The 12,702-nt window shown below is 44.6% G+C and carries 12 protein-coding genes; 10 read left to right on the top strand and 2 right to left on the bottom strand.

All coding sequences use genetic code 11. The annotated features are described in order from the left end of the window. Positions 1-75 precede the first annotated feature (75 nt). The 6 genes from HUW51_RS18875 (at position 76) to HUW51_RS18850 (ending at position 5,082) form a co-directional block, all read left to right on the top strand. Positions 76-870 (top strand): phytanoyl-CoA dioxygenase family protein, encoded by a 795-nt coding sequence (locus tag HUW51_RS18875; protein WP_185271186.1) that lies wholly within the window; start codon positions 76-78, stop codon positions 868-870. Between the two features lie 187 nt (positions 871-1,057). Continuing rightward, positions 1,058-1,603, top strand: coding sequence for a hypothetical protein (locus tag HUW51_RS18870; RefSeq protein ID WP_185271185.1), 546 nt, complete (start codon positions 1,058-1,060; stop codon positions 1,601-1,603). A gap of 134 nt (positions 1,604-1,737) precedes the next feature. Continuing rightward, positions 1,738-2,061: an ArsR/SmtB family transcription factor gene (locus HUW51_RS18865; protein ID WP_185271184.1), complete on the top strand. Its 324-nt coding sequence runs from the start codon at positions 1,738-1,740 to the stop codon at positions 2,059-2,061. 6 nt (positions 2,062-2,067) lie between these two features. Further along, complete coding sequence (locus HUW51_RS18860; RefSeq protein ID WP_185271183.1) at positions 2,068-2,541, top strand: SRPBCC domain-containing protein; 474 nt, start codon at positions 2,068-2,070, stop codon at positions 2,539-2,541. A gap of 6 nt (positions 2,542-2,547) precedes the next feature. After that, positions 2,548-2,937: a DoxX family protein gene (locus HUW51_RS18855; protein WP_185271182.1), complete on the top strand. Its 390-nt coding sequence runs from the start codon at positions 2,548-2,550 to the stop codon at positions 2,935-2,937. A 324-nt stretch (positions 2,938-3,261) separates the two neighbouring features. Beyond that, complete coding sequence (locus HUW51_RS18850; protein WP_185271181.1) at positions 3,262-5,082, top strand: glycoside hydrolase family 15 protein; 1,821 nt, start codon at positions 3,262-3,264, stop codon at positions 5,080-5,082. A 78-nt stretch (positions 5,083-5,160) separates the two neighbouring features. Here the strand turns inward: HUW51_RS18850 and HUW51_RS18845 are convergent, their stop codons facing one another. Both HUW51_RS18845 and HUW51_RS18840 read right to left on the bottom strand, forming a co-directional pair. Next, positions 5,161-6,876: an alpha-amylase family protein gene (locus tag HUW51_RS18845; protein WP_228466736.1), complete on the bottom strand. Its 1,716-nt coding sequence runs from the start codon at positions 6,874-6,876 to the stop codon at positions 5,161-5,163. Between the two features lie 192 nt (positions 6,877-7,068). Further along, positions 7,069-7,602: a DUF5872 domain-containing protein gene (locus HUW51_RS18840; protein WP_185271180.1), complete on the bottom strand. Its 534-nt coding sequence runs from the start codon at positions 7,600-7,602 to the stop codon at positions 7,069-7,071. An 845-nt stretch (positions 7,603-8,447) separates the two neighbouring features. Between HUW51_RS18840 and HUW51_RS18835 the strand changes: the two genes are divergently transcribed. The 4 genes from HUW51_RS18835 to HUW51_RS18820 all read left to right on the top strand — a co-directional run bounded on the left by HUW51_RS18835 (position 8,448) and on the right by HUW51_RS18820 (position 12,449). Then, complete coding sequence (locus HUW51_RS18835) at positions 8,448-9,971, top strand: FAD/NAD(P)-binding protein (protein WP_185271179.1); 1,524 nt, start codon at positions 8,448-8,450, stop codon at positions 9,969-9,971. Then, positions 9,955-10,878 (top strand): AEC family transporter, encoded by a 924-nt coding sequence (locus tag HUW51_RS18830; protein WP_185271178.1) that lies wholly within the window; start codon positions 9,955-9,957, stop codon positions 10,876-10,878. Before HUW51_RS18835 ends, HUW51_RS18830 begins: the two co-directional genes overlap by 17 nt. Further along, complete coding sequence (locus HUW51_RS18825) at positions 10,854-11,117, top strand: thiamine pyrophosphate-dependent enzyme (RefSeq protein ID WP_185271177.1); 264 nt, start codon at positions 10,854-10,856, stop codon at positions 11,115-11,117. The genes HUW51_RS18830 and HUW51_RS18825 overlap by 25 nt, the downstream gene beginning before the upstream one ends. 168 nt (positions 11,118-11,285) lie before the next feature. After that, positions 11,286-12,449 carry a Gfo/Idh/MocA family protein gene (locus HUW51_RS18820; protein WP_185271176.1) on the top strand — a complete coding sequence of 388 codons (1,164 nt, stop codon included), beginning with the start codon at positions 11,286-11,288 and terminating at the stop codon, positions 12,447-12,449. Positions 12,450-12,702: the final 253 nt, after the last annotated feature.

Here is a 12,702-nt window from a genome sequence, read left to right as displayed (position 1 = left end):
AAAGAATTTATTACTTTAACTACAAATACTTGATCCAAGCCCAATCTTATTTACTACTTGTTAAAGAACTACGCTATGGAAACTACGCCAAAAAAATTAACGGCAGACCAGATTGATCAGTTTGTGCAGCAAGGATTTGTGAAAATAGAAAATGCTTTTCCCAGCGATGTAGCAGCCGAAGCCCGCGCCATTTTGTGGCACGATACAGGCTGCAATCCGCATGACCCGGCCACCTGGACACAACCCGTTATCCGGCTGGGGAATTACCACCAGGAGCCTTTCCGGCAAGCCGCAAACACGCCGGTCTTGCACCAGGCTTTTAACGATCTGGTAGGTCAAGACCAATGGCTGCCCCGTACCACTTTAGGTACTTTTCCGGTGCGTTTTCCCAGCGCACAAGACCCCGCCGATACCGGTTGGCACGTAGATGCCAGCTTTCCGGGTACTGAACCAGAAAATTACCTGGCCTGGCGCATTAACGTAAAATCCAGAGGCCGGGCTTTGTTAATGCTGTTTCTTTTCTCGGATGTAAGCGAAGACGATGCGCCTACCCGCATTAAGGTAAGCTCGCATGTAGAAGTCGCCTGCTTGTTGCAACCCTTCGGCGAGACTGGATTATCTTTTATGGAGTTAGCAACGCAATTGCCCACCCTAAAAGCCACCCCCGAAGTATTAGCCACCGGCCCGGCCGGTACCGTTTATTTGTGCCACCCTTTTTTGGTACATGCCGCCCAGCCCCACCACGGCACCTCGCCCCGCTTCCTGGCCCAACCACCTTTACACCCCAGAACCGAACTCGACCCGTTTGCCCCCGGAAAAACTTATAACCCAGTAGAAAAAGCCATCCGGTTAGGTTTAGGATTAGACTGAAGTTTAAATTTTTAAAAATTTAAACTTTTAGGTACATCTATTTTTTTGCTAAGTAGGTTTATTACATGCCCTTATTTTTGTATTGTTTTAATTATATATAGTATATTCACAAATAAACCATAGTTTTTAGTAAAGGATATCAGTTAATTAAGATATTACCTTAGCATAGAAGGAGGAAATTTCAAGATTGAAAAACGCCATTTTAATTTTTATTCTTATTTTATTATTAAGCTGTTCTGGCAACAAACGAGAAAAACCTACAGATTATAGTCAACTCTACGATAAAATAGAAAAGTTAAAGCAGAAGTACCACTTGGTAGATGTAAGATTTGATACAGAATACATTTATAATCCTGGAGACTTATCAAATTTATTAAGTCATATTGTAAACACAACAATACCAGAAAAGAGAATAAAAGTTAATGAACAGTTATCTAAAAATGGTAAATTTTATGTAGCTACTGTAACTAATTCCGATACAACCATCCAAATCTCCACTCCTATTAATTCTGATTGGTTGTCTGATGACGTTATGGATAAAGTGTTTAAAATTCCTGAAATCTTTAAATCAAATAAAAAATTTTATTTGATTAATCCGGTAATTACCGGCCAAGATGCCTGGTTTTTTTGCGGCTTAGAAGAGGACTTAAAAGCGGCCAAAAAAGAGGGTCTTCCGATATATTTTTCAGGGGAAGATCCCACCACAACTCCTGAGTTTACAAAATTTCAATAGCAATACTTTCAACAATTAAAAACTAATCCCAAAAACCATAACCCGGTAAGCTCGGCTTTTAAAAATAAAAAATTTTAAAAATTACTTGCGTAGCTAAATAACTACATATTAATTTGTAGCCAAATAACTACACAATGAATTTAAGACGAGATGTTTTTCAAGCCATCGCCGATCCTACGCGCCGGGCTATCCTGCTTCTGGTAGCCGCGCAAGCCATGCCGGCCGGTGCCATTGCCGCTAATTTTGATACAGCACGCCCCACTGTTTCAAAGCATTTACAAATTTTAACTGAGTGCGAGTTACTGCAGCAGCAGCAACAAGGCCGGGAAATTTACTACCATCTCAATCCCAAAAAAATAAAAGAAGTAGCCGACTTTATTGAACCTTTCCGGCAAATGTGGGACGAGCGATTTAATAAGCTGGAAGACATTATGCAGCATTATCAACCCAAAAAATAACTACCTATGAAACAAAAAACCAACGTGCATGCCGAAGAAGGTAAACAAGATTTGCTCATTACCCGTGAATTTAACTTGCCCCTGGAGTTGCTTTTTAAAGCCTACTCCGAACCTGAGCTGGTGGAGCAATGGATGGGAACCAAAGTGCTGAAGCTAGAAAACAAACATCACGGCAGTTGGCAGTACCAAACCTCCGATGCGCAAGGCAATGTAGTGTTTCAGGCGCACGGGGTCATTCATGAGTTCAGTCCCGAACAAAAAATTACCCGCACTTTTGAAATGGAAAATGCGCCGTTTGGGGTGCAGCTAGAATTCCTGGAATTTGAAAAATTAACCGAAACTACCAGCAAACTGAACATGCAAATTATTTACCAGTCGGTTTCCCACCGCAACCAAATGCTCCAACTGCCCTTTGCCCAAGGACTGAACATGGCTCATAACCGGTTACAAGACCTCATAGGTAAATTACAAATTAATTAAATCGGTATGAGCAAAAGAAATAAAATCATGTATTGGGTTGCCACTCTTTGGTTGGCCCTCGGTATGTTTTCTACCGGACTTGTGCAGTTGTTGCGGGTACCGGCAGAAGTAGAAAATATAACCCAATTAGTTTATCCGGAGTATTTTCTGACTTTACTCGGTACCTGGAAAATTTTGGGAGTAATAGCGGTGTTAATTCCTGGTCAGGCGGTAGTAAAAGAATGGGCCTACGCTGGCTTTTTCTTAGCTATGTCGGGCGCTACTTTTTCCCGGATTGCTGCCGGCAGTTCCGTTAATGAGGTTTTTCCTTCGTTGTTATTGCTGGTTTTAACAATTGTGTCCTGGTATTTTCGTCCACCAAATAGGAAAGTGGTTGGTTTCACGCCTAATTCATAAACGATTAATTTGAAGGTTAAACCTTTTAATCCGGGAAATCCGCGTAGCCAAATACGTTCCGCACATTCTTCCGGGTAAGGGTTTGCACGATTAAAATTTTTAAATTTTTACTTTTCCGGCAGTTTAAGTTGGTAATGTGCATGAGCTATGGAAGGTTTATACCAGAAGTATTTAGCGGCGAATCAACCAAAAATTTTAAAAATTAAAAATTTACAGTATCATACGGGCCTTATCGAAATAACCAGGTTGCGTTAATTTTTATAACAATTTTCTTTTTTGCGGGTAATCTATACTACTGTAAACTGATTTTCGCAACCCGCGCCTATGCAACACCAAAATCGACCGTACCAGCCTATCGAGAATTACGGGATAATTGGCAATTTAAGAACCGTGGCTTTGGTTTCCACGCATGGTTCCATTGATTTTATGGCTTTTCCCCGGTTCGATTCGCCCACCGTTTTTGCGGCTTTACTGGATGCCGACAAAGGCGGGTATTTTTCGATTGAGCCGATTATGGCGGATTATACCAACAAGCAACTGTATTTACCCGGCACGGCTATATTAATTACCCGGTTTTTCTCTGAAGACGGCATTGCCGAAATTATCGATTACATGCCCCTGGACCCGGAGGCCGATCATCAATTAAGTACCATTGTACGGAAAGTAAAAGCGGTTCGCGGAAATTTAAATTTTCGATTGCATTGCGCACCCCGGTTTCATTACGCCGCCGCTAATCATGACAGTAGTTTACAGGAAAATCAAATTATTTTTAAAGCGCAGAATGATGGGGCCGTGCAGTTGCGCTTACTGGCTGATGTACCATTGCAACTAAATGGCCAGGATGGTTACGCTGAGTTCACAGTGAAAGAATCGGAAATCGTGCACATTGTGCTGGAATCTTTTGTACCTGGCAAAGAACAGGCTTTACCAGATCTTTCGCATTATGCCCAAGATACCTACGGCGAAACTTTAAATTTCTGGCGTAACTGGTTGAGCAAATCCCACTACAAAGGCCGCTGGAGCGAGTTAATTCACCGGTCGGCCATCACGTTAAAACTGTTAACTTCCGGGGAGTTTGGTTCGGTAATCGCGGCAGCCACCTTTGGCCTTCCCGAAACCATTGGGGGCAACCGCAACTGGGATTACCGGTTTACCTGGGTGCGCGATGCGGCCTTTACCATGTACGCTTTTCTGCGTCTGGGATTAAACGAAGAGGCCACCAACTTTTTACAATGGATTTTTAAACAATGCCAAAATAATAAACTGCAACTTATTTATGGGGTAGATGGCAACACCCATTTAGTTGAGCAAGAATTAGATTCGTTGGCCGGTTATAAAAATTCGAAACCTGTCCGGATTGGGAACGGCGCCATGGACCAACTCCAGATAGATATTTACGGCGAACTGATTGATACCATTTACATTTACAATAAATCGTATAAACCCATCACGTTTGCTTTCTGGACCCAGGTAACCCAAATGGTGGAAGCTGTTATTCAGCAATGGCAATTACCCGACCATGGCATTTGGGAAATCCGGAGTGAGAAACGCGAATTTTTACATACCCGCCTCATGTGTTGGGTGGCTATGGATCGCGCCATTAAAATTGCCGAACACCGGTCGTTCCCCTACCCCATTACCGAATGGACCGAATTGCGAAACGAAATTTACCTGGATATTTACCACAACTTCTGGAACGAGGAAATACAAGCCTGGGTGCAATACAAAGGGGCGCAGGTAGTAGATGCCAGCGTTTTACTAATGCCCCTGGTGCATTTTATTTCGCCGGTAGAACCGCGCTGGCTTTCCACGATGGAAGTAATAGATAAGCGGCTTCGACTGGACGTGCTAATCTACCGTTATCAAAACTCGTTCGAGAAGATAGACGGCCTGGACGGCGAGGAAGGCACTTTTAACATGTGCTCGTTTTGGTACATCGAGGCCTTAGCCAAAAGTGGCCAGGTAGACCGGGCCGTAGAAAATTTTGAAAAAATGCTGGGCTATGCCAATCACCTGGGCCTTTTCAGCGAAGAACTGGGTAAAAAAGGCGAGCACCTGGGCAACTTTCCGCAGGCTTTCACGCACTTAGCTTTAATTAGCGCCGCTATGGAATTAAACAAGCAGCTCGACCGCATTTACGATTAAGCCATTTTTTTAAAATTGCTGCCGTAGCAAAGGTTATGTTTTTAAAATTTTAATTTTTCGCGGAGGTAAGTTTATGATTTACCGGATAGCGCTACCCGCCCGCAACCAGTTATATTCGTAGCCGTCCAGGTTTAAAGTAAAGCCAGCAGTATTGGCTACTACCTTGTTATGGTGCGTCAGGCTGAATAACTCCTTTTCGCTTTCGGATTGCTGGGGAATTTCAATTTGCTTTGCTTCTTTGGAAAAATTATGCGCCATGAGCACTGATTTCCCCTGGTAATTATACCGGATTACTAAAACCTCGGGCACACCGGCATCCACAATCTGCCAATCGCCTAAACCAATCTCAGGGCATTCTTTCCGGATGCGCATGATGTTGGCGGTCCAGTTAAGCAGCGAGTTAGGATCTTGTCGTTGAGCCGCTACGTTTACTTTTTTATAATCAAAAGCACCCTCGCTGATTACCGGCCGGAATGGTTTTTCGGCGGAAGTAAAACCAGAATTTTTCTGGTTGGTCCACTGCATGGGCGTGCGCACGGCAATTCGTTCTTTTAACCGCAAGTCATCGCCCATGCCAATTTCGTCGCCGTACCGGATTACGGGTGCACCCGGCAACGAGAACACCAGGCTATAAGCCATTTCGATTAATTTTCGGTTATTGCCCAGCATGGGCGCTAATCGCCGGCGAATGCCCCGGTCGTAGAGTTGCATGTTTTTATCGGGGCCAAAAACCTGATACACTTTATTGCGCTGTTCGTCGGTTAAGCGGCCCAGGTCAATTTCGTCGTGGTTGCGCAAAAAGTAAAACCATTGTGCCGTGCCGGGTATTTTTTTGGTGTCGAGCAAAGCTTTTTTAAAAGGTTCTACTTCGCCGGTAGCAAGGCCGTAGAACAAGTACTGATTGGCGTAAAAGTTGAACATGGTGTGCATGCGGTCGCCGTTTTCGCCAAAGTATTCTTTGTTTTCGTCGGGCAAAACGTTGGCCTCGCCCAGAATTAAAGCATCGCCTTTGCGCCATTGCACAAACCGCCGGAACTCCGTAATTAACTCAAACATATGTTCTGGTTTTTCGGCACTGGTTTTGGGCAAATCAATAATAAAAGGTACGGCATCCAACCGAAAGCCGCTCACGCCCTGGTTCAGCCAGAAACCCAAAACACGTTGCGCTTCATTGCGCACATCAGGGTTTTCAAAATTTAAATCCGGTTGAAAGTTATAGAAACGGTGGAAATAATATTCACCGGCTTTTTTGTCGTACGTCCAGCTTTCTTTTTGTACCCCCGGAAAAGCCATGCCTTTGTTCCAGTCTTGCGGCCGCTCCTTAGACCATACGTACCAGTTGCGGTACCGCGAGTTTTTATCCGCACGGGCTTGTTTAAACCAAGGGTGTTGGTCGGAAGTATGATTTAACACAATATCCATAATTACCCGGATGTTATGCTTGCCCGCCTGGTACATAAACTCGGCGAAATCGCCGGGGCTGCCGTATTGCGGGTCCACATCGTAGTAATTGGCTACATCATAACCATCGTCCTGCTTCGGCGACGATTGAAACGGAGCCAGCCAAATGGCATCCACTCCCAAAGATTTTAAATAGGAAAGTTGGCCGGTTAAACCTTCAAAATCGCCGGTACCATCGCCGTTGCTGTCACGAAAAGTGCCTACCTCCAGGGAGTAAATGACCGCATTTTTGTACCAAAGTTCTTCATTGATGTCGTGGGCGGTGTTTTGCGCAAAAGCCGGCTGAGCCACCAAGCACCAGAGCGCTACGCAGCAACCAAGTATTTTTTTCATAGTAATGTTTGTTCGAGCCAACTTACGGAACAGCAGAAAAGAAAGATATTTAAAATGTAGGGTCGCCCGAAAGGTCAAAAGTTTAAATTTTAAAAATTACGGTTTACTTGGCGCTACTGTCTAAAAGCTTCTGCATCTGGTAAACTGCCGGCAAACTAAATACCCAACAACCTCTTTATTAGTAGGATAAATTTATTTATGCTCCCGGATGGCTTTTTCCAGTTCTTCTTTTTTCATGGTGGAGCGGCCTTTTATATCTAGTTTTTTAGCCTGTTCCAGTAAGTCTTTCTTGGTAGCGCCTTTTTCGTTTTGGCTTTTTACCTGCTGCATGGCTTTTTTAACAGCGGTAGTATAAGCAATGTGTTGTTCGCCTTTTTTAGAACCTTTGGCTTTAGTTTGTTCGGCTTGTTTTTTCTCTTCGGGGCTTAGTTTTTCCCACACTTCTTTGGGCAGGTAGCGGCTGGTTTTATCTTTTTTCCGGGCTTTAACATCACCTTCTTTTGTCTGCCAGTCTTCCTGGGTCCATTGGTCTAGTTCTTTGGATTTTTCATCTTTGGGTCCTTTGTAGCCGCCGCCCTGCTCTTCGTATTCTTTGGCTAACAACTGGCTCTTGCGCGCCGACCATTGCCCTTTTTTGCCGCCTTTATCCGATTGTTTTAATTCTTCTTTTATTTTCTCCCTCAGTTCCGGTTTGGTATACTGCTGTTCGTTTCTATTCTGGGCCATTTTTCTATCATGTTAGTGCTAGTAAGTAACTGGTTTAGGCAGAAAAGGTTATAACAGGTGGTGCTCACATAGCTCCTGAATAGCTGGGAAAAAGATTTTTTAAAATTTTCTATTTATTCAGATCTGATGGTTGAGATAGTATTGGCGTATATTTTATATTTTAGTACTTGATTACCATTAAATGCAACGACTATTCTTTGGAGCCTGTTCCAGCCTCCATGATTTGGTGATATCTAACTTGACAAGTAACCAGTTTGCCTCATGGCCGGCGGGCCCCGTTTGGCTCTTACGGGCTAGTCTAAGCTTGTTTTCCTCGTTCCTCGGAATGCTACGCACCACAACCTTAGAAGGCCCTTCACAGCCAAACTGATGTCGTTTACTTTTAACGACAGCTTTTCTGGTTTATATTGATAAGAATGAAGAAATCTTAATTTTTAATTTTTACCAACTACAATATTATAATTAATCATACTACTTCTATTCCTCTCTTCTGGATAAAACAGTAGCTAAAAGTAACTGACACCAGTTTGGCTGTGGAGCACCTGCTAGGGTTCCGGTACTGCGCAGCAGTATTCCGCAGCGGAGCGAGGAAAGGAAGGCTAGCGAGTTGCGGAAGAGCCAAACGAGGCCCGCCGGCCATGAGGCAAAACTTGTAGCTAGCAAACTAGATAGCACCGCAGCCTGGAGACTGGAACAGGCTCCAAAGATCATCGGTAAGCGTTAAAAGTTTTACCCACCCAAGAACATAATCCGGACAAACCAGTTAATAGGAAAACTTTACCTGAACAGAAACCTATAAACTATAAGGTTTTAGGGGCTTTGACCCGGAACCTAGCCGCTTATTCATGAAAAAAAACACCATTGTACTAGTTGGAGGGGGAGCTAACGGGGTAGCTTCCTTTATTCACCTGGTCATAAAACTAATTATTCACAAAAAGCCTGGTTTAGTAAACCTGGTATTGTTAGAAAAAGAGGAAGAAATTGGACCGGGCTTGGCTTACGGCACCCGCCAGAAGGGCCATTTACTCAATACCCAGGCTAAACTCATGGGCATTTTTGCCGAAGAACCCCTTCATTTTGTTCATTGGTGCCGGCAAAACCAACCTATTATACAAGAGCATTTTCCCGGCCTGGAGATTCAGGAAAACTCTTTTCCGCCCCGCGAACTGTATGGTTTTTATTTAAAAGCCGTGCTACAGGAATACGTGCAAATAGCCCGCGCCAATAAAATTCAGGTAGAGTTGCAACAGGACGAAGCCGTGGATGCCGATATAGTTGGTAATAGAATCAACCTTCACTTGCAATCCGGCACCAACCTGCTGGCTGACGTGGTAGTGCTCGCGACGGGCACGCCAAAGCCCAATAACTTTCCGCATTTAAAAAACTCGCCGCGCTATTTTGATTTTCCTTGGCCTGCAAAGCCACTGTTGGAGCGAATTCCTAGGAACGAACCGGTAAGTATTTTGGGAAGCAGCCTGACGGCCATTGATACCGTAATGACTTTCGTGGACAACGGGCACACCGGCCCTTTAACCATGTATTCGCACCACGGCTTAATTCCGCGGGTGCAAACGCCTTTTGAGGTGCCGTATGAGCGGAAAATACTTACTATGGAAAACATCCGCCAAATAATGCGGGAGCAGCAAAGACCCATCCGGGCCAAAGATTTATTCCGGCTGTTTATCGCGGAAGCGGAACAGGTGATGGGCAAACAAGGCTCCTGGAAAAAATTTAACCGCACCGATCAGCCGCACCAGGAATTACTGCAGCACGATATTGCTGTGGCTGAAAAAGGAACCAGCGTATTTCAGAATATCGCCTACTCTACCCGCCATTTGTCTTCTAAGGTCTGGCAGCTTTTACCGGAAAACGAAAAAATTAAATTTTTAGAATGGCTTGGCCCACATTGGGACCTGAACCGGTTTAGCATGCCCCCGGAAAACGCCCGCAAACTCCTCGGGTTGTTACAAACCCGCCAGCTTACCATTCAAGGTCATTCCGGCAAGATAGAGTGGCAAGCCGCGGAACAACAGTTTTTACTGCACCTGGAAAGCGGCGAAACCCATACTGCCCGCTGGCTGGTAAATGCAACCGGCACGGCCAAAAAACTAGAGAAAATGGAAATACCTTTGTTGCAGCAAATGCACCGAAAAAGCTTAATTCAACCTTTTAAACCTGGTGGCATTCAGGCCAATCCGCATAACTTACGCATTCCGATACCCCACCATCCGGCTGTTTTATTGTACGGTACCGGTCAATTGTTAAACGGCGAACTGCTGGATACCAATTCGGTGTGGTTTAACGTAACCGGCATCGACCGCCTCACCAACGATATTATAACCCGCCTTTTGCATGGAAGTACTGAGTAAATTATTAACCAGCGTAGTACCGCTGTATTTGTTTATTGGGGTTGGTTATTTTGCCAGCAAATGGTGGAATTTAAAAAGTAAGTTTTTATCAAAACTGATGCTCTATGCCTTAATTCCGCTCCTTATTATTGATAACATCTTGCAAGCCGATATCGCGCAACTGCTGATTGTGGTTACCATTGTGTTTGCTTTAGCCCTGGCCATGAGTGTACCGGCCTGGTTTACGCACCAAAAATTGGTAAAAGACTTTAATCCCTACTTGCTATACTGCGGCTTTTCTTATTTTAACGTGGGTTGGTTTGGTATTCCGGTGGTGCTGGCTTTGTTCGGCGAAAAGCAAATGCCGCTCATTATCAGCGCTTACATGGGCAACGTGTTGTACGGCGATACCATTGGCTATTACCTCATGTCCCGGAGTAAAGATTTGCCGGTAAAAGAATCCGTGAAAAATGTAATTAAAATTCCGGCAATTTATGCCTGTGCGGTAGCTATTGTGGCCAATCTACTGGGTTTTAAATCACCCGAGTTTATCTCGCCGATTATGAAAGTGGTGAGTTGGATTGTTTCGGCTTTGGGTATGGTGATTATCGGCATTGGCCTGACGAAAGTAAATTTTAAAGAAATTGCTTATAAGATGTTCGGCAAACTGCTTGGTGTTCGGTACGTAGCCGCGGCCGTTATCATGGGCTTGCTGGTGCTGGCCGAAATGCTGCTCGTGGGCCAGTTAAAATCCGACGAGCAAAAGCTGTTGTTATTAATTCCGGCTTTCCCGATTGCAGCCAACCTGGTAGTATTTTCGTCTTACCTCGATACCGAAAATGAAAACGCTTCCTTGCTGGTATCCTTATCATCCTTAATTTCCTTAGTAATCGTGCCCATTGCTTGTTTGCTTTTGTTTGCGAAATAGTTAAAATTTTAATATTCCCCTTAGACGAGAATAAACATATTGAGCACGGCCATACCTTGCAAAACATTGATTTTGCCAAAGTAGCGGAAGGCTGCGGCGCCGAAGGGTACCGTTGCGCCAAACCTAACGAGCTAGCTGCCACGCTCAAAAAAGCTTTTGCATCTAAAAGACCGGCGGTAATCGAAGTTAGCATCGATCCGAAAGAGTTACCCAAAGCCCCGGATAAAGTTAAAGCTTAAGCCGGGCAAACTAAGTTTATTGCTTACTAGTAAGCCGTTTATCTGGTTTGTAATTCGGTTTTCCCGGAAAAGTTTAAAACGAAAGTACTTAATTTTAAAAAGTAACCGTTAAAGAATACAACCCAGGAAAGTTGTCCGGGTTAAACAAACCAAACTAAGCTCCTGACTATGAAAAAATTTAGCTTGTCTTCGGCCTCAAACCGGCGCAATTTTTTAAAAAATTTCTCTTTAGCCGTTGGCACTACGGCGGCGGGCGTTTCGCTGCTTTCCTTAAGTTCCTGCAATTCCAACAAGTCCGGCGAAAAAGAACAAAATAATGCGGCGCAAAATGCGGGTGGCAAGAAGTTAGGCATTGCCTTGCTGGGCTTGGGTAAATACAGCGAAGGACAACTCGCCCCGGCCCTGCAGGAAACCCAAAATTGCTATTTAGCGGGCATTGTAACGGGTTCGCCGGATAAAGTAGATAAATGGAAACGCAAGTACGACATTCCGGATAAGAACGTCTACAACTACGAAAACTTCGACCAGATAAAAGATAACCCCGACATTGATATCGTGTACGTTGTTACGCCCAATGCCCTGCACCGCGAATTCGTGGTACGCGCTGCCCAGGCAAAAAAACACGTCATCTGCGAAAAGCCTATGGCTACCACCGTAGAAGATTGCCAGGCCATGATTGATGCCTGCAAACAAAACAACGTGCAACTATCGGTTGGGTACCGCCTGCACTTCGAGCCGCATAACCAACGAGTAATGGAACTTGGGCAAAAAGAAGTTTTTGGTCCGGTAAAAAGCATTAAAGCCGCCGATAGCTTTAAAATTTCGGTTAAGCCCGACGATTGGCGGCTGAGTAAAGAGTTAGCCGGGGGCGGCCCTTTGATGGACGTGGGCATTTACTGCGTACAAGGCGTTATTTACACCATGGGCAAAGAACCCATTGCCATTACCGCCAAGTACGGCGAAAAAACCCGGCCCGATTATTTTAAAACCGTGGAGCAATCCATTAGCTGGCAAATGCAGTTTGAGGGCGGCGTAATTGCCGATTGCGTGAGCAGTTACAACGACGAAGCCGGCATGTTATACGGCGAAGCCCAGGATAGCTGGTGGCGTTTAGATCCGGCTTACAGTTATAAGGGCATTAAAGGCGAAACCAGCCAGGGTAAAATGGATTTTGAGGAAGTAAATCAGCAAGCCCGCCAAATGGATAATTTTGCCGATTGCGTGCGCAACAACAAACCCACCCAGGTTCCCGGCGAAATGGGCTTGCGCGACGTACGTATTTTACTGGCCATTTACGAAGCGGCCCGCACCAACCAGAAAGTAGGCGTTTAATTTGTGCCCGGTTAGCCGCTCCAGATTTAGTAACTGGATATCTTACCCGCAACTTTACTGAAAAAATTACCACCCCTAACCCCTCCTGTACTTAGGAGGGGAGCTGTTACTCTTCTAAGGTCCGGTATTGTTTATTTGTCTTTTTACTGGAATAAACTTTTTTTTAAAATTTTGGTATTCTAACCCAGGCGGTTAAACTACTTTGGTCGCTAACTCCGTCCTTTTTGTAGGCTTGGTTAATCAGGGCAGTATT

Origin of the sequence: Adhaeribacter swui, from assembly GCF_014217805.1 — a bacterium.
GTDB classification, from domain to species: domain Bacteria; phylum Bacteroidota; class Bacteroidia; order Cytophagales; family Hymenobacteraceae; genus Adhaeribacter; species Adhaeribacter swui.
Note: the sequence above shows the minus strand (reverse complement) of the source record. Positions and strands in the feature narration are given on the sequence as shown.